We start from the raw sequence: 22676 nt of genomic DNA on the forward strand, positions 1-22676 counted from the left end.
TTAACTTATATTTTCTATTTACGTGTTATTAAAAGCATATTCCGTACTTTAATTCTTTTTGTTTGATGAACTTAAAGACCCTTCAGGTTTTCAAAACCTGAAGGGTCTATTTTTTAATAATATTTTAGTTCATCTACTTTTAAAGATTAATATTAAAATCATCTTTATCATTTAAAATCCCCAATTTTTCTATAACTTTTTCTTGATTGTTATTGTCTAAAGTAGCTTCAATCATATCAATTTTATTTTTAGAGATATCAGAAAGCACATCACCCAAACAATGAACAATTACAGAGTTTCCAGAATATTCATAATTATTGGTAACACTTCTTGTTCCCTTTAACCAATTGCTTAACCATATTTTCTATTGCGCATGCTTTTAAATGCAAATTGCAAACTTTAATTCTTTTTTTTTGATGAACTTAAAGACCCTTCTGGTTTTCAAAACCAGAAGGGTCTGTTCTATTAGTAAAATTTATTTTCTTCTTTTTTAAAGAATATTAAAATCATCTTTATCATTTAAAAATCCCAATTGTGTTCTAACCTTTTCTAGATTGTTTTTATCTAAAGTAGCTTCAATCATATCAATTTTATTTTTAGAGATATCAGAAAGCACATCACCCAAACAATCAATAATTACAGAATTTCCAGAATATTCATAATTATTGGCATCAATTCCGGTTCTATTTACACCAATTACATAGCACATATTCTCTATTGCACGTGCTTTTAAAAGCGTATTCCAAGCTTTAATTCTTTTAACGGGCCAATTAGCTACAAAAATTAAAAGATCGTAATTTTCTGTATTTCTAGCCCAAACAGGAAAACGTAAATCGTAACAAATTAAAGGACAAATTTTCCATTCTTTATACACTATAATTAGCTTTTTATTTCCAGAAGTGTATGCTTTATCTTCACCAGCTAAGGTAAAAGAGTGCCTTTTATCATAGGTTTCTATTTTTCCTGAAGGATGCACAAAAATCAAACGATTGTAATAGTTGTTGTCATCTTCAATTACTAAGCTTCCTGTTAAAGCTAAATTATTTTCATGTGCCATTTTTATCATCCAAGAAACTGCATTTCCATTCATTTTTTCAGCAACATTTTTGGGTTCCATAGTAAAACCTGAGGAAAACATTTCTGGCAAAACGACTAGGTCTGTTTCTTTAGGTAGACTTCTAATTTTTTCATCAAAAAAGGCAAGATTTTGAGTGGGATTTTCCCAAACTAAATCTGCTTGAATACCAACAACTCGTAATTCGTTTTTCATCAAAATAAAATTAAAGATTAAAGAGGTATAAATGTAAGTTTTTGTAATTTAGAAAACCAAAAATTAACGATGCAATCTTTTATTTCAGAAACTTTAGATGATATCTTACAAACCACAAAATCATTTGAAAATGTGGTTTTTATACTGCCTTCGCAAAGAGCAAAGATTTTTGTAAAACAAGAGTTTAAAGATAAGATTAGCATCGGTTTTTTACCAGAAATGCTAAATATAGAGCAATTTATTCAGCGAATTTCTGGCGTTCAAAAAGTAGATAGTATTCAACTCTTGTTTCATTTTTATAGTATTTACAAAAGCGTAGAAAAAAATCCGGATTCTTTTGATGTTTTTTCTTCTTGGGCAATAACAGTGTTGCAAGATTTTAATGAAATTGATCAACATTTGGTAAATACCAAAGATATTTTTATCTATTTAAGAGACATAGAACGTTTAAGAAAATGGTCTGTAAAAGGCACTTTTAAAGAAACAGAATTAATTAAAGATCACAATTCGTTTTTAGAAAAACTAAAGAATTATTACGATGCTTTTTATCAATTTTTATTAGATAAAAACATTGGTTATCAAGGGTTAATGTATAAAGAATCCGCTAAAAAAGTTGATGAATATTTAGATGAGAATAGTGATAAAACCTTTTGTTTTATTGGGTTTAATGCTTTAAATAAAGCAGAAGAATTATTATTTCAGAAAACTTTAGAAAGAGGGAATGCCGAAATTTATTGGGATATTGACGAAGCTTTTTACAACTCCAATCATCAAGCAGGTAAGTTTATCAGAAAGTACAAAAAAGAGTGGAAATATTACGAAAAACATCAACTAAAGAGTTTAGGGAATGCTTTTTCTAAACCCAAGAAAATAGAGGTAATTGGTGCAGCTAAAAACACTACGCAAATAAAATATATTGGCGAAATTTTAGAGAATTCTACTGATTTTAAAAATACAGCTTTGGTGTTAGCAGACGAAACTTTGTTGCCTATTACATTAAATTCGTTGCCTAAAAACATCAATGCAATTAATATTACAATGGGTTATCCTTTAAAAGATGTACCCACAACAAGTTTGTTGTTTGCGCTTTTTCAGTTGTATATTTCTCAAGAAAAATTACAAAAAACTTTAATAAATGAGTTTTATTATAAAGATGTAATTCGCTTTTTTAAACATCAATCTATTTATGGTTTGTTTGATCATATAGATGATTTTACCACTCAAATTGCCAAAGAAAATCAGACTTTTATTTCAGAAACTCATATTCGTCAATTTTTAAAAGATTCAAATAAAGAAGTTGAAACAGTTCTTTTAAACTTTTTTAAACCTTTTGATTCAGTAGCTGCTTTTATAGATCATATTTTAGATTTAATTAATCTTTTAAAAGAAGAAGTTAATACACTAGAAAAGGAGTATTTATTCCGTTTTTATACTGCTTTTACACAATTAAAAACATTACAAAACGAGTTTGAATATTTTACAGATTTAAAAACATTAGCTCAGTTTTTTAGACAATTAATGGCTTCTGAAAGTTTGTCTTTTCAAGGAGAACCATTAAAAGGTTTGCAATTAATGGGGATGTTAGAAACACGTGTTTTAGATTTTGAAAACATAATTTTAGCTTCTGCAAACGAAGGTGTTTTGCCTGCCAGTAGTCAGCAAAATTCTTTTATCCCTTTTGATGTAAAAGTAGAATTTGGTTTGCCAACTTATAGAGAAAAAGATGCTATTTTTTCGTATCACTTTTTTAGATTATTACAAAGAGCAAAAAACGTTTTTATTTTATATAACACAGAACATGATGTTTTTGGAAGTGGAGAAAAAAGCCGATTTGTAACTCAATTAGAAATGATGAGAACAGATATTGAGCAGCAATTAGTATCACCCAAAATTGTTTCTCAAAAAACTGAATTAAAAGAAATTGAAAAAAACAATTTAGTTTTTGATCGATTAAAAGAGTTAGCAAAACAAGGTTTTTCTCCATCATCATTAACCAATTATTTGCACAATCCTGTTTCGTTTTATAAACAGAAAATTTTAAGAATAAAAGAGTTAGACAATGTAGAAGAAACAGTTGCTTACAATACTTTAGGAACTGTGGTTCATGAAACTTTAGACGAGCTTTATAAACCATTTATGGGTAAATTTTTAAAGCTTGATGATGTTGTTACCATGGAAAAATCTGCCCAAGATTTAGTGTCAAAACATTTTAAAATCCATTTTAAAAATGGTGATATTTCTACAGGTAAAAACCGCTTAATTTTTGAAGTTGCCAATCGTTTTGTAGTTAATTTTTTGGCATCAGAAAAAAGAGTTTTAAAGGATGATAATAATCAACTAAAAATAATTGCAACAGAAGAAAACTTATCCGCAGAAATAGAAATTGACGGAATTGATTTCCCTATAAAATTGCATGGAAATGTAGATAGAGTGGATGAATTAAATGGAGAAATTAGAATTATTGATTATAAATCTGGAATGGTAAAAGGCACTGAGCTGAAAGTGCTAAATTTTGAGGAATTAAGAGCTAAAGAACAATACAAAGCCATTCAGGTTTTATTGTATGCTTATTTATATACCAAAAGTAAAAAGTTCGATTTTTCTAAAAACTTAAAAGCCGGAATTTATTCTTTTAAAAACTTAAAAGAAGGGTTTTTAGCCATCAATTTTTCATCAAGTAGTAGAAATCCTGATACCAATATTACCCAAGAAAAATTGGACGAATTTATAGGAGAATTAAAAACCTATATTTTAGAAATTTATAATCCTGAAGTTAATTTTATAGAACCAGCTGATTTAAAGTATTAACTTGAGTTTTAAATGATAATTCCTATATTTGGAATATGGAAAACATCAATCCAATTTTAATAGATTTTAGAAAAACTGATAAACAAACGCCTTCAGTAAGAATAATGGCTGTTTTTTTAGTTTTGCTATTTGTGTTAATTCCTTTGGCAGAAATGGTTAATGGTTTGGAATATAACACCATATCTCATCATTCAAAAACAACTTGTTTTGTTGGTGGTTGGTCATCTGGCCCATTATCATTTAAAGAAATAAAATAAACTACTTTCCTTTTAAAATCAATAAAGGTAAACTTGTATGGAACTCTTGTTTAAGAACTGTATTTTTTTCCCAAAGTTTTTTGAAAAAACCACGTTTACGTCTAAATACACATAACATATCTGGGTTATGAGTTTGAAAATGCTCTAAAACTCCTTGAAAAGTAGTTGCGTTTTCAGTAACCGTTAATGTGCTTTGTAATTTTTCTAAATCTTTGTTAATAATTAAATCCTCTTCAGAATAACTAGGAGTTTTTACTAACAATAAATTTAAGGTAATATCAAATTTATTTACAATAAATTCTAATGGTTTTAAAGCAGTTTTGCTTTTTACATTACCAGATTTAAAAGCGATTAAAATGCTTTTAACAGGCTTATAAACGTAATTTTCTGGAACAGCAAGAATGGTAATATCAGTTTGTTTAACTAAACTACCTGCTGTTTTTCCTAAAAATACTTCTTCTTTTATAGAGTTACTTTTAGCACCTACAATAATTAAATCAATTCCCAATTCTTCATCAATTGCTAAAACGCTATCTATAACAGATCCCTTTGCAGAAATTAAGTTAACATCTACATTTTTTTTGTCTACAGATTTAACAATTGCACGTAAATATAAATTTGTTTCACGTTCAATAATTCTATTTACATTAACCATTGTTCCTGCTTTAGATTGGGCACTATAAGCTCTAAAAACAAAAACTTTTGCATTAATTTCAGCAGCAAAGTCAATAGCATATTGTAAAGTTTTTGCTGCGCTTTCTGTAGATCCAATTGGTACTAAAATGTGTTGCATGGTAGATTTAATTTTAGTTGCAAAGTTACTATTTTTTCATAAAGTAAAAGTTGTTCAGGTTCTTTAGATACTTACCTTTGCAAATAAAGAACATTTGTTGGTAAGTGATATTAGTTTTAAACACATTAATAAATTAGCAATTCCTGCCTTAATTGCTGGTATTGCAGAACCTTTATTGTCTATAACAGATACTGCAATAATTGGTAATATTAATGAAAACGCCACAGAAAGTTTAGCTGCTGTTGGTATTGTTGGCGCTTTTATTTCGATGTTAATTTGGGTTTTTGGTCAAATAAGAAGTGCAATATCATCTATTGTATCTCAATATGTTGGAGCCAATAAATTAGATAAAATTAAAACTTTACCAGCCCAAGCTATTGCCATTGTTGTTGGAGGTAGTTTTTTAGTTTTGGCTATTTCTTATCCGTTTGCAAAACAGATTTTTCAGTTTTATAATGCATCAGGAGTCGTTTTAGAATATTGTATTGTTTATTTTAAAATTCGAATTTTTGGTTTTCCATTTTCGTTATTTGTATTTGCAATTTTTGGGGTTTTTAGAGGTTTGCAAAATACTTTTTATCCAATGATAATTGCCATAATTGGTGCTTTACTAAATATTGTATTAGATATTGTTTTAGTTTATGGAGTTGAAGGGATTATACCAGCAATGCATATAGAAGGCGCTGCTTATGCAAGTGTAATTGCACAAATAACCATGGCAATTATAGCTTTATTTCTATTGATAAAAAAAACAGATATATCATTAAAAATTAGCTTTCCATTTCATCCAGAAATACCAAAATTATTGGGGATGATTGGCAATCTTTTTATTAGAACAATTGCGTTAAATACAGCTTTGTATTTTGCAACATCTTATGCAACAGATTATGGAGCAGCTTACATTGCAGCTTATACAATTTGCTTAAATATATGGTTATTAGGTGCTTTTATGGTAGATGGTTATTCTAGCGCAGGTAATATTTTAGCTGGTAAATTACTAGGTGCAAAAGACTATAAAAAGCTAATAGTTTTAAGTAATAAATTAACTAAATATGGGTTGTTTACAGGTGTTGTAATTGCAAGTTTTGGTTTTCTTTTTTACAATGCTATTGGAGCTTTGTTTACCAAAGAGCAATTGGTTTTAGAAAAATTTTATGACGTCTTTTGGATTGTAATAATTACACAACCCATAAATGCGATTACTTTTATTTTTGATGGTATGTTTAAAGGTATGGGGTTTATGAAATACTTAAGAAACGTATTAATTTTATCTACAGGATTTGTGTTTATACCAACCTTATTGTTTTTTGATTGGTTAGATTATAAACTAGTAGCAATTTGGATTGCTTTTACACTTTGGATTTTAGCAAGAGGAATTCCATTAATTGTTAAGTTTAGAAATCAATTTTTGCCTTTGGTCAATACTTAGCAACTCTTTTGTAGACGCTTTTTTATTTACTTATCTTGTACATCTAAAAATCATTTTAAAATGAAATTAAAAAATATATTTATTATTGGCTGTTTTGGAATACTTCTTGCGGCTTGTACAAAAGAAAATAATTTAAAAGATTTTATGACAGATTCTTGGCAAACTACTTATTTAAAAATAGAAATGCCAACTTATCTAAAATCTGATTCTTTAGAAGTTTATGAAGATAAATTTGAGAACAATCCAGAATTAATTGCACAATCTAAATATAATGCAGATGGTACATTTAATGCTTGGTTTATCAATAAAAAAGGAGAAAAAATATCCGATTCTGAAGGCAAATGGAATGTAATAAAAGATTCTCTTTTTGTAGAATTCTATTACAATAAAAAAAATATAAAAGTAAGTTACTTAATCACCAAAACCGAAAATGGTTTTATAGGTAAAAGTAATTATGATTGGGATAATGATGGGGCTTATGACGATTTTCTACTAATGAAAACAAAACGTATTAAAACAGATTAAAATTTGTTCAACTTTAAAAAAATATCGTTAAAAATACGCATCTTTTTATCTATGATTGTATTGGTGATTTTAGCATCAATATTAATTTTAGTGGTTACTGTTTATCAATATGATGAACAAACAAAAGATTATAATATTCAACGTTTTGAACGTAAAGAAGCTACAACACGTTTAACAATAGAATTAGAACTTAACAATAAAACTACGTATCCTGTTAAGACAGATAATCTATCAAAAATATTTCAAGAGCGTATTTATGAAATTTCGTCGATTAATAAATTGAATATTTCAATTTTCGATTTGCATGGTAATTTATTGATTTCATCAAAAACAAATGCTTTTGAACCTACGCAAATAGCACCTTTACCTTATGATATTTTAAATGATTTGGCACAAAACTCGAATCATAAAATATTAATTCCTATAGTAAAAGACGGTATGGGTTATCATACTTCTTACACCTATATAAACGATCCTAAATTTAAACGAATTGGTATTTTAGAACTGCAGTTTACCCAAGATAACTCAGAAGTAGAGCACGAACTTAAAGAGTTTATCTCAAGATTAGGTTTGGTGTATTTGCTGATGTTATTAATTGCAATAGCAATGGCCTATTTTTTATCGAGTTATATTACACGTTCTATAAAAACCATTTCTGATAAAATGCAGCAAACGCGTTTAAACGAACGAAATGAAAAAATTATGCTGAATTCTGCAAGCTCAGAAATTGAAGTTTTGGTAGAAGCTTACAATAGCATGATAGATCAACTAGAAGAAAGTGCTGTAAAACTAGCTAAAAGCGAACGTGAACAGGCTTGGAGAGAAATGGCTAAACAAGTAGCACACGAAATTAAAAACCCGTTAACTCCAATGCGATTAACAGTGCAAAGTTTTGAGCGAAAATTTAATCCAGAGGATGAAAAAATTAAAGAAAAATTGGCAGAATATAGCAAAACTTTAATTCAGCAAATCGATGTTATGAGTTCTATTGCTTCTGCTTTTTCTGATTTTGCTAAAATGCCAACGCAAAAAAGAGAAAAAATAGACGTAATAAGTGTTGTAAAATTAGCGTTAGATATTTTTAACGAAGATTTTATTAAATATACCCCAGAATCAGATGAGCTGTTTGCAAATTTAGATAAAACACAACTTATTAGAATTGTAACCAATTTGGTTAAAAATGCTTTACAAGCAACAGAATTAGAAGAAAATCCGGTTATAGAAGTACAAGTATTTGCAGAAAAAAGAAATGTAAAAATTATAGTTTCTGATAATGGAAAAGGCATACCTAATGAGGTAAAAGATTTAATTTTTGAACCTAAATTTACCACAAAATCTAGTGGAATGGGCTTAGGTTTGCCAATGCTAAAAAATATTATAGAAGCTTATGATGGTGAAATTTCTTTTACATCAAAAGAAGGTATAGGTACAGTGTTTACGGTAGTTTTACCCAAAGAATAGAACATAATCTTTCTTGTTTCTTGTTGATTGTTTTTATCAACAAAACCAAGAATTATAAATTATATAAAAATGAAATTTAATAATATAATCGTAGAAAAAAGTGCTGCTTTAGCACAAATTACCATCAACAGACCAAAAAAATTAAATGCTTTAAATAAAGAAACTATTGAAGAATTGAGCGAGGCTTTTACGCTTTTAGAACAAGAAGCAAATGTTAAAGTAATTATTTTAACAGGTTCTGGAGAAAAAGCTTTTGTTGCTGGAGCAGATATTTCTGAGTTTGCTAATTTTTCGGTAGAAGAAGGACAAACATTGGCGCAAAAAGGCCATGAAATTTTGTTTGATTTGGTAGAGAATTTATCAACTCCTGTTATTGCTGCAGTTAATGGTTTTGCTTTAGGTGGTGGTTTAGAATTGGCAATGTCTTGTCATTTTAGAATTGCATCTAAAAATGCAAAAATGGGATTGCCAGAAGTTTCTTTAGGAGTTATACCTGGTTATGGAGGTACACAGCGTTTACCACAATTAGTGGGTAAAGGTAAAGCTATGGAAATGATAATGACAGCTACTATGATTTCTGCAGACGATGCTAAAAATTATGGTTTGGTAAATTATGTAACTGAGCAAGAAGAGTTGTTGCCTTTGGCAGAAAAGTTGGCAGGTAAAATTATGCGCAATTCGTCTGTTGCCATTGCTACAGCTATAAAAGCTGTAAACTCTGGTTTTAAAGATGGTGTAAATGGATTTGATGTAGAAATAACTGGCTTTGGATATTGCTTTGGTACAGAAGATTTTATAGAAGGTACTACTGCATTTTTAGAAAAAAGAAAACCCGATTTCCCTGGAAATTAAATTTTAAAAAAAGAAAAACGAGCCTTAAAAAAGGCTCGTTTTAGTTTAGATTTTTTTGTAAATCTAAAAGTTAAGATTAAACAATGTTTTTAAATTTTAAAATTATTACTAAAAGTTTTACCATTATTACGTAAAACTACAGTGTATTGACCTTTCATACCTTTGTCTAAACTGTAGATTCTGTTAATAATTCCATTATTTTCTACAGTTTCGGTGTAAATAATTTCATCCTTAAAGTAAATGGAAATTTCTGTAGGCTTCTTATCGAAAGCAATTTTAGAAACCATTAATTTGTTTGCTTTGTTTCTAAATACGGGCTTAAAAATTACTTTTTTGGCAGCTTCGTTAAAAACTACATCATCTCCCTTAATTGTTAAAGATTTAATTACAATTTCAAAATCTTTTTCCAATTCTAAAGTGTAATCCCCATCTTTTAATTTAGAGAAATCGAAAAACTTAACAAGGTTTCCTGCTTTATTTACATTTTCGAAATGAAGAACAACTCCATTACTATCTTTAATTGTTAATTGTTGTCCTTTCTTTGCGTCTTTAAATACTACTTTTGTTTTTGTAGCATCTAATACATTTTTCAATTCTGAATTGTTTGCGTAGTTTACTAATGTTCCCAACATAAAAACTACTACTAGTACTCTTCTTTTAATTGTTTTCATAATATAAATTTTTTAAGATTTATACTGCAAAGTTAGGGTAGAACTAGAGTTTATAAAACAACATAATTGGCATATATGTATTCTATATTATCAACATGAATTATGTTAAATTGATTAAGGGTTAAAATAGAATATATTTGTACTAATTATGCATACTTAGGGATCAATACCAAAAGTTGTGGATAACAAAAAAGCCTTATCAAATTTGATAAGGCTTTTTTTAAGCTCCCCCTCTTGGGCTCGAACCAAGGACCCTCTGATTAACAGTCAGATGCTCTAACCAACTGAGCTAAGGAGGAGTTTGCTTCACTTATTTTGTGATTAGCGAGTGCAAATATATATCTTTTTAGAATATTGCCAAATACTTTTGTAAAAAAAATTAAAAAAAATAATATTTTTTTTATTTCAGAAAATAATATTACTTTTTATCATTTGTTGTATTTTTGTGAGCCGTGATAGCTTATTAAAAAGCATAAATTATAATATGGATAAATTTTCGTTTTTAAACGCAGTACATACAGGTTTTATAGCTGATTTATATGATAAATATTTAGTAAATCCTGATTCAGTAGAACCAAGTTGGAGAAGCTTTTTTCAAGGATATGATTTGGCTAATGAAAATTACTCATTAACTGATCAAGAAGAAGAGCTAGAAGTTCCTGAAGAGGTTCATAAAGAATTTCTAGTAGTAGATTTAATTAATGGATACAGAACTCGTGGTCATTTATTTACAAAAACCAATCCAGTAAGAGAAAGAAGACAGTACCAACCTACTTTAGCTATCGAAAATTTCGGGCTTTCCGAAAACGATTTAGATATTGAATTTTCTGCAGGAGAACTTTTAGGCTTGGGTAAAACATCCTTAGCCAATATTATAGAAAACCTAAAACGTATTTATTGCGATTCTATTGGTGTAGAATATACTTATATGCGTAATCCCGAAAAATTAAAATGGTGGAATGAACGCTTAAGCAAAAATGATAATCACCCAAACTATAGTGTAGAAGCTAAAAAGTATATTTTAGGTAAATTAAATCAAGCTGTAACTTTCGAGAGTTTTTTACAAACAAAATATGTGGGTCAAAAACGTTTTTCTTTAGAAGGTGGTGAAACTTTAATACCTGGTATAGCTGTTATGTTAAGAGATGCAGCAGAAGAATATGGTGTAAAAGAATGTGTTTTAGGTATGGCTCACAGAGGGCGTTTAAATACATTAGTTAACATCTTTAAAAAACCTGTTAGAGAACTTTTTAGCGAATTTGAAGGTAAAGATTTTGAAGACGAAGATATTGATGGTGATGTAAAATACCATTTAGGTTTAACCTTAAGTAAAACCTATAGAGATGGAAATGAAATTAAAATGAATTTAGTGCCAAATCCATCTCACTTAGAAACAGTTGCATCAGTTGCAGAAGGTATTACAAGAGCTAAAATTGATAGAAAATACAATGGAGACTCAAGTAAAATTTTACCGATAATTATTCATGGTGATGCAGCAATTGCTGGTCAAGGAATTGCTTACGAAGTAGTGCAAATGGCAAAATTAAACGGTTATAAAACTGGAGGAACTGTGCATATTGTTGTAAATAATCAAATTGGCTTTACAACGAATTATTTAGATGCACGTTCAAGTACCTATTGTACAGATGTGGGTAAAGTAACCTTATCACCAGTTTTGCATGTAAATGCAGACGATACAGAAGCAGTTTGTCATGCTATGGAAATGGCATTACAATTTAGAATGCGATTTAAATCTGATGTTTTTATCGATTTATTAGGATATCGTAAATATGGTCATAATGAAGGTGATGAACCTCGTTTTACGCAACCTACTTTATATAAAGCAATTGCAAAGCATAAAAATCCGAAAGATATTTATGCATCACAATTAATTGCAGAAGGAAGTATAGATAAAAGTTATTTAACATCAATAACAAAAGAGTTTAAAGAGATGTTAAATACAGAATTCGATAAATCTAAAGAAGATACTACTTCTAAGGTTAAAGAATTTATGGAGTCTACTTGGGAAGGTTTTAAAAGACAAGACAAAGAGGCTATGTTAACTACTTTAGATACTACTTACCCAGAAGAAAGTTTAAAAAATATTGCAAAAGTTGTTTCTACAGTTCCAGAAGGAGTAAATTTTGTAAGAAAAGCAGAAAGAATTTTACAAGGTAGAGCAAAAATGGCATTCGAAACCAATGAATTAGATTGGGGAATGGCAGAAAACTTGGCTTATGGTTCTTTAATGGAAGAAGGATTTAATGTAAGAATTTCTGGACAAGATGTAGAAAGAGGAACTTTTTCTCACAGACATGCTATTTTAAGAGACGAAGTTTCTGAAGAAAGAATTAATTTATTAAACACCAACCCAAATAACAAAGGTAAAATGACGATTTACAATTCGTTATTATCTGAATATGGGGTTTTAGGTTTCGATTATGGTTACGCCTTAGGAAATCCGAATACGCTAACAATTTGGGAAGCGCAGTTTGGAGATTTTTCTAACGGAGCACAAATTATGTTCGACCAATATATTTCTGCTGCAGAAGATAAATGGAAAGTTCAAAACGGAATTGTTGTGTTATTACCTCATGGTTATGAAGGGCAAGGTTCAGAACATTCATCTGCAAGAATAGAACGTTATTTACAATTGTGTGCAGAAGATAACATGACAGTAGCTAACTGTACAACACCTGCAAATTTCTATCATTTATTGCGTCGTCAAATGAAACGCGATTATAGAAAACCATTAATTGTATTTACACCAAAAAGTTTATTGCGTCATCCAAAAGCTGTAAATACAATACAAGAATTGGCAAATGGTGAATTCCAAGAAGTTATAGACGATACTTTAAATACAGATGGAGTTAAAAAAATGGTATTCTGTATGGGTAAATTTTATTATGACTTACTCGCAGAAAGAGAAGAATTGCAAAGAGAAGATGTTGCTTTAATTAGAATAGAGCAATTGTTTCCTTTACACGAAGAGAAAATTCAAAAAATAATAGACAAATATCCAAATGTAACAGAATACATTTGGGCGCAAGAAGAACCAAGAAATATGGGAGCTTGGAGTTATATGTTACAACGTTTCGAGTTAAAGAATTTAAGTGTGCGCTCTCGTAAATATTATGCAGTGCCAGCTGCAGGCTCTAGTACGCGTTTTAAAAAGCGTCATAGAGCAGTAATAGATAGTGTATTTAGTAACGATTAAATGCGTTAAGGATTGAAACGACATCCTTTTTTACGGTCAGTTCGCGTAAAATTTCTTTTTCAGAAATTTTGTATCGAGAACAAAGTAAAAAAGATATAGTGTAAAGCCTGTTAAAACGCCCAAAACAATAAAACGAAAAATTAAATTAAAAAAGCTGATGAAAATCGGCATAAAGTAAAACCAGAACTGATGAGTGTCTTAGAAATGAAAGTTCCTTCTCCAGGAGAATCGATTACAGAAGTAGAAATTGCAACTTGGTTAGTTGAAGATGGAGATTACGTAGAAAAAGATCAACCAATTGCAGAAGTAGATTCTGACAAAGCAACTTTAGAATTGCCTGCAGAAGAAAGTGGAATTATCACTTTACAAGCAGAAGAAGGTGATGCTGTTGCTGTAGGTGCTGTAGTTTGTTTAATAGATACATCTGCTGCAAAACCAGAAGGCGATGCTACAGAAGCTAAAGAAGAAGCACCAAAAGAAGAGAAAAAACCAGAAGTAGCAGCAGCTCCAAAAGCAGCAACTTATGCTACTGGTACAGCTTCTCCTGCAGCTAAAAAAGTATTAGCAGAAAAAGGTATTGATTCATCTGCAGTAAAAGGAACAGGTAAAGATGGAAGAATAACTAAAGAAGATGCAGTAAAAGCAGTACCATCTATGGGTACTCAACCAGCAAATGGTTCTAGAGGTACAGAGCGTAAGAAAATGTCTATGTTACGTAGAAAAGTTGCACAACGTTTGGTAGCTGTAAAAAGCGAAACAGCCATGTTAACTACTTTTAATGAAGTTAATATGCAGCCAATTTTCGATTTACGTTCAGAATATAAAGAGGCTTTTAAAGCGAAACACGGAGTTGGTTTAGGATTCATGTCTTTCTTTACTTTAGCAGTAGTTAGAGCGTTAAAAATGTATCCAGATGTAAACTCTATGATAGATGGAGATTTCCAAATAAAACACGATTTCCAAGATATTTCTATTGCAGTTTCTGGTCCTAAAGGATTAATGGTTCCTGTAATTAGAAACGCAGAAAACTTATCTTTTAGAGGGGTAGAATCAGAAGTAAAACGTTTAGCTTTAAGAGCAAGAGATGGGCAAATTACTATTGATGAAATGACAGGAGGTACATTTACAATCACAAATGGTGGTGTATTTGGTTCTATGTTATCTACACCAATTATCAATCCTCCACAAAGTGGAATTTTAGGAATGCACAACATTGTAAACAGACCAATGGCTGTAAATGGCGGAATTGTAATTCAGCCAATTATGTATGTGGCATTATCTTACGATCATAGAATTATAGATGGTAGAGAATCTGTAGGTTTCTTAGTAGCTGTAAAAGAAGCTCTAGAAAATCCTGTTGAATTGTTAATGGATGGTAATCCTGCAAAAGCATTAGAAATGTAACCCAGTATTTGGGCTCATAAATATGTCAAACTGAGCTTGTCGAAGTTTCTCATAAAATATTAAAATCCTGAGCTTTTGCTTGGGATTTTTTCGTTTTATAAAGTAAGGTATTCAATAAAGTTATATTTTTATTCGAAAATAAAAATTACATGAAAAAAATTGCTCTAATAGTTTTTTTGCTGATGCTCTCTTGTAGTAAATCTACAAATAACTCACAAGCTAAAGATGACGTTAAGAAAAAGGATAAACTATTAGAAAAATACAATCCATCTTCAGATAAAGTTATAATTACAGGAACTACAGATGATATTATAGGTTTTAAATATTTAAATATTAGTACTGAAAATAATATTGAATATTATAAACCTAATGATTTTAAAAAAGAAATAATTGGAGATTCTTTGCATTTAATTTTAAGTTCAATCGATAAACCACTCTTTGCAGAAGTTTCTGCAAGTGGAAAAAATAAAAATTTTTATCGTGGATGGGTGTTTTTAATCCCAGGAGATACTGTAAAAATGAGTATCAAAAAAGGGAAAATGAAATTTAAAGGAAGAAATGCGATTTACAATAATTTTTATGCTGAATTGGATAAAAACACACCTCAATATAATAGAACTCCATATAATGGTAGTTTAATGGATTATAAAAAGAACGCGAAGTCTATTTATAATCAAAGAACAGCTTACTTTTATAAATATATAGGAAAGCATAATATTGAATCAGACTTTTTTTTAAAAACAATAACTACCAATTTAAGGCATAGATATCTTCATAATCTAATGAGTCCTGCAAATGTGAAAGCTAATTTTTTAGAAGGTTGGTTTTACAATGAATCTGATGTTTTGTATTCCTTAATGTATAAAGAACAAGATAAAAACCCTGAAACCATTTTAGATTTAAATAATTATTTTGAATCTATTTCACTTAATGAGTTTAAAAGTCAAGCAGCTTTTAATAATTCTATGTTTTATAGAATGAATCTAAATGCATACATCAGAGATTATTTTTTAAACGCAAACTTAATTCCTTTTTCAAAAGAAAAATTTATCGCCGAAAAAGAATTTATAGAAAAAAATTTTCAAGGTGATATAAAGATTTTTGCTATTAAAGAATTGATTCGTGAGTTTCATGCTAAAGGATTTGGAAAAAGTAAACTTACTATTTCTTTGCTAAGAAATGTTATAAATGATTATGAAAAAGAATTTACTAAACCTTCTTATATTGCGCTTATTGAAAAGGTTAAAGAAGATTTAAATAATTATAAATTCGAGTTAAGCGAGTATGCATTAAATAGTAAGTTTATAAATATTAATGGTGATACCTTAAGCTTAAAAGATGTATTTAATCGTTCAAAAAAAAGAATTAAAGTAGTTGACTTTTGGGCAAGTTGGTGCCCTCCTTGTATAAAGCAAATTAATGAGGGAAAAGCGTTTAAAGATCGTTTAGAGGTTGAAAATAATGTAGAGTGGATTTATATTTCACCTGAAAAAAATTATGAAAAGTGGTTAAAAGCAAATGAAAAATACAAGCACACTTTAAATTTTTATAATTCATTTTTTCTGATAAAAGGGCGTTCATCTCCACTTTCTAAGTATTTTAAAATTAATCATATTCCTAGGTATATTATTTTTGATCAGCAAAATACAATCGTTTTAAATAATGCACCTTCACCTTCAGATACTGAAGTTTTTGAGAGTATTATTGATGAAATTTATAACAATAGAAATCAATAAAACTTTTATGTAAAAAAAATAAAGAAATTAAGAAAAAAACAGTTTTTGCTCATTTTTTTTGTTTGTAGCTATTTCGCGCTTTCCACTATATCTTTTTTTCGTTCCTCAAAAAAGGATGTCGTTTCAATCACGGCTAAACTTGTTTGCAAACTATGGCCTTAATCAATAGAAATTCGATACTTGTTAGCAGTAAACTTTTATCAAATTTTCTTAATTTTATCAGAAATACCACAAATCAAAAATTATGATTACATCAAAAGAAACATTTACACTAACCAGTAACGATTTAGGAGGTCATTTTGATAAAAATCAATCATTCAATGATTGGGGAAATGATGGAGAAAATATTTCACCACAATTAGCTTGGAAAAATGCGCCAGAAGGCACCAAAAGTTTTGCTATTACAATGTTCGATTCTGATGCGCCTACAGGAAGTGGTTGGTGGCATTGGTTAGCTTTTGATATACCTGCAACTGCAAAAGAGTTAGTAACCAATGCTGGTAATATCGATTTAAATTTAGCGCCAAAAGGCACAATACAAAGTGTAAATGATTATGGTACAAAAGGTTATGGAGGTCCTTGTCCTCCAGAAGGTCATGGATGGCATAAATATGAAATTACCATTCACGCTTTAAAAACAGAAACTTTAGCCTTAGATGAAAATACAAATGCAGCAGTTGTTGGGTTTAATTTATGGAATCATACTTTAGCTAAAGCTACGATTGTAGGTTATTATAAAAGAGATTAAAATTTTTATTTTTTATCATTATAAAAAATCCCAAGTAATTATTTTACTCGGGATTTTTTTTAGATTCCATGTTAATATTGAGAACCATCGTGTTTGCCAACTTCAAAACCATGTTTGCCTAAATATTGGTTTCCACTATCAATTGCACCTTCTTCCATAGTTGTTCCCATAGAATCGTTCCATCTATTTAAATATCCAAATAAAGATATAACACCTAATATTTCTACAATTTCTCCTTCGTCCCAATATTTGTAAAGTTCGTTTTTTATCTCAGCATTTACTGCATTTGGCACCATTGAAGCAGCCAAAGAAAAATCTAACGCAGCTCTTTCTGCTTCAGAAAATGCTGGATGAGTTTTGTATTCCCAAATATTATCTAATTGTTCTTGTTCTGCTCCATAACGTTCTGCAGCTCTAATTGCATGTGCTTGGCAATATCTGCAACCAGTGGCATTACTAGAAACCCAAGCAATCATTCTTTTTAAAGCAGAGGTTACGCGTCCATCATTAGCCATTACAGCCATATTTAAATTGATAAATGCTTTAGAAATTGCGGGTCTTCTTTGCATTGTTAAAACTGAATTAGGGCAAAAACCTAACGTTTCATTAAAGAATTCTGCCAGTTTTTTGGTTTCTAAATCGTGTTCTGCTGCTAAAGGTGTTACTAATGCCATATTTTTATTTTCTTATTAAACTGAAATTTCCTGTTTTTTCTATAGATAACCCATTAATATCTATTAATGTTGCTTTAAACTAGTAGGTATTAGAGGGTAGTTTTTTGCCCTCGTAATTTCCATCCCAACCTTGGTTGTTGTCTTTAAATTGATAAATAAGGTTTCCAAATCTATTGTAGATTACAACTTCTGATGTAGTGTAAAAAGTAGTGTCAAATCCAGAGATATTCCAAAAGTCGTTAAAACCATCTTCATTGGGTGTAAAAAACTTTGGATAAGCCAAAACCGAAAACACAAAACGTTCTGTTCCACATCCGCCAATGTCTCTTGTATATAAGGTATGATTTCCTGTGGATAGTTTATCAAAAAAACCATCACTTTTATAGCTTCCAAATTCATCATCAATAGCAAATTCATATGCTCCACTACCTAAATTAGTATTAATTATTTGAATTGAATTATTTGTAGTATCATCAACAATTAAAACATCATCAATTGTTATGGTTGCTTTTTCAGAATCTTTTACAAGAATAGTTTGTTCTAAAGATTCACAACCTGCTTCAGAAATAGCGCTTACAGTATAATTACCAGAAGTAGTAATGTTTAAAGTTGATGAATTTCCTGATAAAAGTTCACCTTCTTTTTTCCAAACATAACTGTAATTTCCAAGCGGATTTGTTGTTTCTAATTCAACAGAACCCACATCAGCACATAAAATATAGGTGGTTTGTAAAATATCAAATTCTGGAATTGTACTATCTACAACAGCAGTAATTTCAGTTCTTGCAGAAGATATACAGCCAGAATTATTGGCTTCTACATAAAAACTTGTAGTTGCATTTAAATTTGGAGTTGTAAAATTATTTCCAATAAATATAGGAGTTGTACTAGTTAAAGATTCGAACCAATAAACATCTCCATCAGAACCTGTTGCAGTTAAATTTGCAGTACCAGAACAAATTAAATCGTTGGTTGTATTTGTAATTGTAGGTTTTTCTAGAACAGTAATAGTAACTGGGATTCTTGGTAAAGTTGTACAGCCATTTACACTTATAGAAGCGTAAAATGTTGTTGTAGTAGAAATATTATTTACCGTAAAATTAGTGCCTCTAGCTAATTCTGATGTTGAGTTGATATCCGAATTTTCGTACCAAACGATTTCTCCTTCACTTGGTGTAGCACTAATGGTAGCGTTTCCAATTTCGCAAATCGAAGCATTTGTAGTACTTGTAATTTGAGGAATATAAATACTAGTAGAAGCAACAATACTTAAAGTTGGGTCAGCAGGAACTCCATATTCTACAATATACCCTTGAGGATAATAATCATCTTCAGGAGGAACTCCACTTATATTGGGTAAATCATTCCATTTTCCTGGAACACCAAGATTAGGATGCGTAATGTGTGCATAATCTTCATTGCCACCAAAATCATTAGGCTCTCCTTCAGCAGTATGCCAATTTGCAAATTCGCCAGCAGGTGAGCTTCCATTTCCAGAACCATTCCAAAAAACAGTTCCAGCTTCTGGCCCTGTAACCCATTTCCAAACGCCTTCTGTTTCTTCGTCAGAACCGCCAATCCAACCAGCTCCAGAGGCTTGTTCACCAGCAAAATCGGCTTCAATTTGGCTAGTTAATGTCGCTAAATACCCTTGTCTACCATAATAAGTTCTATTTTCTGCTGCAGTTTTAGCATCTGTCCAAGTAATACCACTTTCTGATATAAATTCATAAAAATGATCTGTAGAAGGTAAATAATTTGCATCACCAATACTTAAAGAAAAGAATTTTTCGGGGATTATATTGTTAGATGTGGTTGTAAAAACGACATCTTTTACCGCATTTTCGAGATCTGTTAAAAATATTTCTGAGCCAGAAAGGGCAGAGGTTAAAGTTAGTTTTCCTTCGTTAGAATTCCAAGAAGTTGTAATATTTGGATGGTTGCCTTCTAGTGCTAACACATCAAACCCTAATTGATAACCTGTAGATATTTGAATAAAAAAACTTGCTATTGTAGTATCATCTGGATCAGAAATTGTAAAATCCGTAACAATTTTAATGGAGTTACCAGGGCAAAAACTTTGTCTGCCAGATGCTGTTATAGAAGGAGCTAAATCTGTTTGAGAATACGAAAATGAGCTAATCATCAAAAAAAGAAAAGCGATAAAATTATGTTTAATTTCTACAGATTTGTGCATTTTTACGAATATCTAATTTGTGTTTTCTTATTTTTGTATAAAAGCACAATTTAAGACTTCAAAATTAATAAAAATATAAAATATGGCTAAAAATGTAGTAACTACAGTTTGGAAAGAAAATATGCAGTTTGAATCTGATAACCCAAGTGGACACAATTTATTTATAGACGCTGGCGAAGAAAGTGGTGGTAAAGGAGAAGGATTTAGACCTAAAGCATTAATGTTGTCTTCTTTAGCTGGTTGTTCTGGTTTAGACGTGGTTTCTTTATTAAAAAAAATGCACGCAGAAGTTGCCGATTTTAAAATTGAAGTTACTGCTGAATTAACAGACGAACATCCTAAGTTTTATAATAAAGTTAAAGTAGATTATCATTTTACTGATGCTGAATTACAACCAAAAAAAATACAGAAAGCTGTAAATTTATCTGTAACAAAATACTGTGGAGTTATGGAAATGTTCCGTCAATTTGCAGAAGTAGAAATAGAAATTCATTTGCATAAATTAGAGAATAATTAAAAAATTGTTAAAAATAAAGTCGATTTAAATTGCTATGAGATGGACCTTAAAGCCAAAACCAGATAAAGAAAAAGTAGAACATTTAGCCAAAGCTTTAGGGGTAGATGCAACAATTGCAACTATTCTTTGTCAAAGAAATATCCAAACTTTCGAAGAAGCTAAAACGTTTTTTAGACCAAGTTTAGAAGATATTCATGATCCTTTTTTAATGAAAGATATGGATTTGGCAGTACAAAGAATTGAAACTGCAATTGCTAACAATGAAAACATCTTGATTTATGGCGATTATGATGTTGATGGTACAACTGCTGTATCATTAGTATCATCCTATTTAAAAACAATTACACCAAATATTGCTACTTACATTCCAGATAGATATGCAGAAGGTTATGGTGTTTCTTATTTAGGAATCGATTTTGCAGAAGACAATGATTTTTCTCTTATTATAGCATTAGATTGTGGTATAAAAGCAATTGATAAAGTAGCTTATGCCAAAGAAAAAAATATCGATTTTATCATTTGCGATCATCATAAACCAGGTGATAAAATACCAGAAGCAGTTGCAGTTTTAAACGCTAAAAGAGAAGATTGTAATTATCCTTTTGATGAATTGTGTGGCTGTGGAGTTGGTTTTAAGTTAATACAAGCTTTAGGAGTAAAAAGAAATCAAACCATACAAGATTTTGTTCCGTATTTAGATTTAGTGGCTACTGCAATTGCTGCAGATATTGTACCCATGAATGGCGAAAATCGAGTTTTGGCTTACCATGGTTTACAAGTAATTAATCAGAATCCGAGAAATGGAATTAAAGCAATAATTCATCAAATTAAAAAGAAAGAACTCACAATTACTGATGTTGTTTTTGTAATTGCACCCAGAATTAATGCAGCTGGTAGAATGAAACATGGCAATTATGCTGTAGAATTATTAACTGAAATGGATTTTGATACAGCAGTTACTTTTGCTGCAGAAATTGAAATTTTTAATGCAGACCGAAAAGATTTAGATAAGCAAATTACCAATGAAGCTTTAATTCAAATTATTGATAACGAAGAAGAAAATTGTTGTACTTCAGTAGTTTTTCAAGAAGATTGGCACAAAGGTGTTATTGGTATTGTGGCCTCTAGGTTAATAGAAACCTATTACAGACCAACTTTGGTTTTTACCAAAAGTGGAAATAAATTGGCTGCATCTGCAAGATCTGTAAAAGGCTTTGATGTGTATGAAGCCTTGCATCAATGTGAAGAATTTATAGAACAGTTTGGCGGGCATAAATATGCAGCAGGTTTAACTTTATTGCCCGAAAATTATATCAATTTTAAAAATAAATTCGAAGAAGTAGTTTCTAAAACTATCGATAAAAAACTCTTAACACCAGAAATTACTGTGGATGTTGAAATGGAATTATTAGAAATTACACCGAAATTTTTTAGAATAATTCAGCAAATGGCACCTTTTGGACCTCAAAATATGAAACCAGTTTTTAAAACCAGTTGTGTTAGAGATAATGGTTATGGTAAAAAAGTAGGTGCAGATCAGAGCCATTTAAAACTCAATGTTTTTCAAGGCGATAACAAAAAAACATTTAATGCTATCGGTTTTAATTTGGGTGATAAGATGGATTTTGTGCAAAATGATTTTGATATCGTTTACACGTTAGAAGAAAATGAATGGAATGGTTTTAAATCTATTCAATTGGTTTTAAAAGACTTAAAATAATTAAACCGTTTATTTTCCTAAAGGGATAACAATAAGGCCCGCAAATTTTTCAGAAAATCTAATAACTGCTTTGTCTGCTTCAAGCTTCGTTTTGTATTTTCCAACAAGCACTTTCCAATCTGGTTTATCGTAACCTAATTCTGTATAAACTTCTGGAAATTCCAATTTAAACTTGTTTCTTAAACTTCTGGCTTTAGTTTCATTACCATAATAAATTTGAATAATATAGCCATAACCATAGGTTTTATTAAACGATCTTTTTTTAGCAATTAAACTTTTAATTTCTGGGTTGCTATTCGTTTTGTTTTGTGCAGATAAAGTGCTTGAACTTAGAACAAGTAGTAGAAAGAATGCGCTTAAAAAAAAGTTGTTTTTCATATAAAAAATTTCTACAAAA

The 22676-nt window shown here is 30.0% G+C and carries 18 protein-coding genes and 1 tRNA gene; 12 read left to right on the forward strand and 7 right to left on the reverse strand.

What is annotated here, in order from left to right; translation table 11 throughout:
• Window positions 1–490: 490 nt before the first annotated feature.
• Window positions 491–1270 carry an amidohydrolase gene (locus tag ACWYN7_RS00005; protein ID WP_462857794.1) on the reverse strand — a complete coding sequence of 260 codons (780 nt, stop codon included), beginning with the start codon at window positions 1268–1270 and terminating at the stop codon, window positions 491–493.
• 69 nt (window positions 1271–1339) lie between these two features.
• Here ACWYN7_RS00005 and ACWYN7_RS00010 point away from each other — a divergent pair, with 69 nt between their 5' ends.
• On the forward strand, window positions 1340–4078 hold the full coding sequence (locus ACWYN7_RS00010; protein WP_462857795.1) for a PD-(D/E)XK nuclease family protein: 2739 nt from the start codon (window positions 1340–1342) through the stop codon (window positions 4076–4078).
• A gap of 35 nt (window positions 4079–4113) precedes the next feature.
• Window positions 4114–4335, forward strand: coding sequence for a hypothetical protein (locus ACWYN7_RS00015; protein WP_462857796.1), 222 nt, complete (start codon window positions 4114–4116; stop codon window positions 4333–4335).
• 1 nt (window position 4336) lies between these two features.
• On the opposite strand, the gene ACWYN7_RS00020 is transcribed toward ACWYN7_RS00015, so the two are convergent.
• The gene (locus ACWYN7_RS00020) at window positions 4337–5128 is read right to left on the reverse strand and encodes a universal stress protein (RefSeq protein ID WP_462857797.1); all 792 of its coding nucleotides are present in this window, start codon (window positions 5126–5128) and stop codon (window positions 4337–4339) included.
• Window positions 5129–5225: 97 nt separating this feature from the next.
• On the opposite strand from ACWYN7_RS00020, the gene ACWYN7_RS00025 reads away from it, so the two are divergent.
• The 4 genes from ACWYN7_RS00025 (at window position 5226) to ACWYN7_RS00040 (ending at window position 9395) form a co-directional block, all read left to right on the forward strand.
• A complete protein-coding gene (locus tag ACWYN7_RS00025; RefSeq protein WP_462857798.1) occupies window positions 5226–6557 on the forward strand; it encodes an MATE family efflux transporter in 1332 nt (443 codons plus the stop codon).
• Window positions 6558–6617: 60 nt separating this feature from the next.
• Window positions 6618–7082 carry a hypothetical protein gene (locus ACWYN7_RS00030; protein WP_462857799.1) on the forward strand — a complete coding sequence of 155 codons (465 nt, stop codon included), beginning with the start codon at window positions 6618–6620 and terminating at the stop codon, window positions 7080–7082.
• A gap of 51 nt (window positions 7083–7133) precedes the next feature.
• On the forward strand, window positions 7134–8543 hold the full coding sequence (locus ACWYN7_RS00035) for a sensor histidine kinase (protein WP_462858291.1): 1410 nt from the start codon (window positions 7134–7136) through the stop codon (window positions 8541–8543).
• A 69-nt stretch (window positions 8544–8612) separates the two neighbouring features.
• Window positions 8613–9395, forward strand: coding sequence for an enoyl-CoA hydratase/isomerase family protein (locus ACWYN7_RS00040; protein WP_462857800.1), 783 nt, complete (start codon window positions 8613–8615; stop codon window positions 9393–9395).
• Window positions 9396–9484: 89 nt separating this feature from the next.
• Here the strand turns inward: ACWYN7_RS00040 and ACWYN7_RS00045 are convergent, their stop codons facing one another.
• Together ACWYN7_RS00045 and ACWYN7_RS00050 are read right to left on the reverse strand one after the other, a co-directional pair.
• A complete protein-coding gene (locus ACWYN7_RS00045; RefSeq protein WP_462857801.1) occupies window positions 9485–10066 on the reverse strand; it encodes a hypothetical protein in 582 nt (193 codons plus the stop codon).
• 225 nt (window positions 10067–10291) lie between these two features.
• Window positions 10292–10365, reverse strand: a tRNA-Asn gene (locus tag ACWYN7_RS00050).
• A gap of 185 nt (window positions 10366–10550) precedes the next feature.
• Here ACWYN7_RS00050 and ACWYN7_RS00055 point away from each other — a divergent pair.
• The 4 genes from ACWYN7_RS00055 to ACWYN7_RS00070 all read left to right on the forward strand — a co-directional run bounded on the left by ACWYN7_RS00055 (window position 10551) and on the right by ACWYN7_RS00070 (window position 17171).
• Window positions 10551–13283 carry a 2-oxoglutarate dehydrogenase E1 component gene (locus tag ACWYN7_RS00055; protein WP_462857802.1) on the forward strand — a complete coding sequence of 911 codons (2733 nt, stop codon included), beginning with the start codon at window positions 10551–10553 and terminating at the stop codon, window positions 13281–13283.
• A 189-nt stretch (window positions 13284–13472) separates the two neighbouring features.
• Window positions 13473–14687 (forward strand): 2-oxoglutarate dehydrogenase complex dihydrolipoyllysine-residue succinyltransferase, encoded by a 1215-nt coding sequence (gene odhB / locus ACWYN7_RS00060; RefSeq protein ID WP_462857803.1) that lies wholly within the window; start codon window positions 13473–13475, stop codon window positions 14685–14687.
• Between the two features lie 149 nt (window positions 14688–14836).
• Complete coding sequence (locus tag ACWYN7_RS00065) at window positions 14837–16423, forward strand: TlpA family protein disulfide reductase (protein ID WP_462857804.1); 1587 nt, start codon at window positions 14837–14839, stop codon at window positions 16421–16423.
• Window positions 16424–16667: 244 nt separating this feature from the next.
• Window positions 16668–17171, forward strand: a complete 504-nt coding sequence (locus tag ACWYN7_RS00070; RefSeq protein WP_462857805.1) for a YbhB/YbcL family Raf kinase inhibitor-like protein — start codon at window positions 16668–16670, stop codon at window positions 17169–17171.
• 71 nt (window positions 17172–17242) lie between these two features.
• Here the strand turns inward: ACWYN7_RS00070 and ACWYN7_RS00075 are convergent, their stop codons facing one another.
• Together ACWYN7_RS00075 and ACWYN7_RS00080 are read right to left on the reverse strand one after the other, a co-directional pair.
• A complete protein-coding gene (locus ACWYN7_RS00075) occupies window positions 17243–17845 on the reverse strand; it encodes a carboxymuconolactone decarboxylase family protein (protein WP_462857806.1) in 603 nt (200 codons plus the stop codon).
• Window positions 17846–17924: 79 nt separating this feature from the next.
• On the reverse strand, window positions 17925–20042 hold the full coding sequence (locus ACWYN7_RS00080; RefSeq protein WP_462857807.1) for an Ig-like domain-containing protein: 2118 nt from the start codon (window positions 20040–20042) through the stop codon (window positions 17925–17927).
• Window positions 20043–20124: 82 nt separating this feature from the next.
• On the opposite strand from ACWYN7_RS00080, the gene ACWYN7_RS00085 reads away from it, so the two are divergent.
• Together ACWYN7_RS00085 and recJ are read left to right on the forward strand one after the other, a co-directional pair.
• A complete protein-coding gene (locus ACWYN7_RS00085; RefSeq protein WP_462857808.1) occupies window positions 20125–20559 on the forward strand; it encodes an OsmC family protein in 435 nt (144 codons plus the stop codon).
• A 34-nt stretch (window positions 20560–20593) separates the two neighbouring features.
• Window positions 20594–22279: a single-stranded-DNA-specific exonuclease RecJ gene (recJ, locus tag ACWYN7_RS00090; RefSeq protein ID WP_462857809.1), complete on the forward strand. Its 1686-nt coding sequence runs from the start codon at window positions 20594–20596 to the stop codon at window positions 22277–22279.
• Between the two features lie 9 nt (window positions 22280–22288).
• On the opposite strand, the gene ACWYN7_RS00095 is transcribed toward recJ, so the two are convergent.
• On the reverse strand, window positions 22289–22657 hold the full coding sequence (locus tag ACWYN7_RS00095) for an SPOR domain-containing protein (protein WP_462857810.1): 369 nt from the start codon (window positions 22655–22657) through the stop codon (window positions 22289–22291).
• Window positions 22658–22676 lie beyond the last annotated feature (19 nt).

It is taken from the genome of Polaribacter sp. M10 (assembly GCF_054968445.1).

Coding starts and splice junctions, on each gene's coding strand:
- ACWYN7_RS00035 (WP_462858291.1), top strand. CDS start 7,134: ATGATTGTATTGGTGATTTTAGCATCAATATTAATTTTAGTGGTTACT.
- ACWYN7_RS00080 (WP_462857807.1), bottom strand. CDS start 20,042: ATGCACAAATCTGTAGAAATTAAACATAATTTTATCGCTTTTCTTTTT.
- ACWYN7_RS00005 (WP_462857794.1), bottom strand. CDS start 1,270: ATGAAAAACGAATTACGAGTTGTTGGTATTCAAGCAGATTTAGTTTGG.
- ACWYN7_RS00045 (WP_462857801.1), bottom strand. CDS start 10,066: ATGAAAACAATTAAAAGAAGAGTACTAGTAGTAGTTTTTATGTTGGGA.
- ACWYN7_RS00065 (WP_462857804.1), top strand. CDS start 14,837: ATGAAAAAAATTGCTCTAATAGTTTTTTTGCTGATGCTCTCTTGTAGT.
- odhB (WP_462857803.1), top strand. CDS start 13,473: ATGAGTGTCTTAGAAATGAAAGTTCCTTCTCCAGGAGAATCGATTACA.
- ACWYN7_RS00010 (WP_462857795.1), top strand. CDS start 1,340: ATGCAATCTTTTATTTCAGAAACTTTAGATGATATCTTACAAACCACA.
- ACWYN7_RS00040 (WP_462857800.1), top strand. CDS start 8,613: ATGAAATTTAATAATATAATCGTAGAAAAAAGTGCTGCTTTAGCACAA.
- recJ (WP_462857809.1), top strand. CDS start 20,594: ATGAGATGGACCTTAAAGCCAAAACCAGATAAAGAAAAAGTAGAACAT.
- ACWYN7_RS00070 (WP_462857805.1), top strand. CDS start 16,668: ATGATTACATCAAAAGAAACATTTACACTAACCAGTAACGATTTAGGA.
- ACWYN7_RS00020 (WP_462857797.1), bottom strand. CDS start 5,128: ATGCAACACATTTTAGTACCAATTGGATCTACAGAAAGCGCAGCAAAA.
- ACWYN7_RS00015 (WP_462857796.1), top strand. CDS start 4,114: ATGGAAAACATCAATCCAATTTTAATAGATTTTAGAAAAACTGATAAA.
- ACWYN7_RS00055 (WP_462857802.1), top strand. CDS start 10,551: ATGGATAAATTTTCGTTTTTAAACGCAGTACATACAGGTTTTATAGCT.
- ACWYN7_RS00085 (WP_462857808.1), top strand. CDS start 20,125: ATGGCTAAAAATGTAGTAACTACAGTTTGGAAAGAAAATATGCAGTTT.
- ACWYN7_RS00095 (WP_462857810.1), bottom strand. CDS start 22,657: ATGAAAAACAACTTTTTTTTAAGCGCATTCTTTCTACTACTTGTTCTA.
- ACWYN7_RS00030 (WP_462857799.1), top strand. CDS start 6,618: ATGAAATTAAAAAATATATTTATTATTGGCTGTTTTGGAATACTTCTT.
- ACWYN7_RS00075 (WP_462857806.1), bottom strand. CDS start 17,845: ATGGCATTAGTAACACCTTTAGCAGCAGAACACGATTTAGAAACCAAA.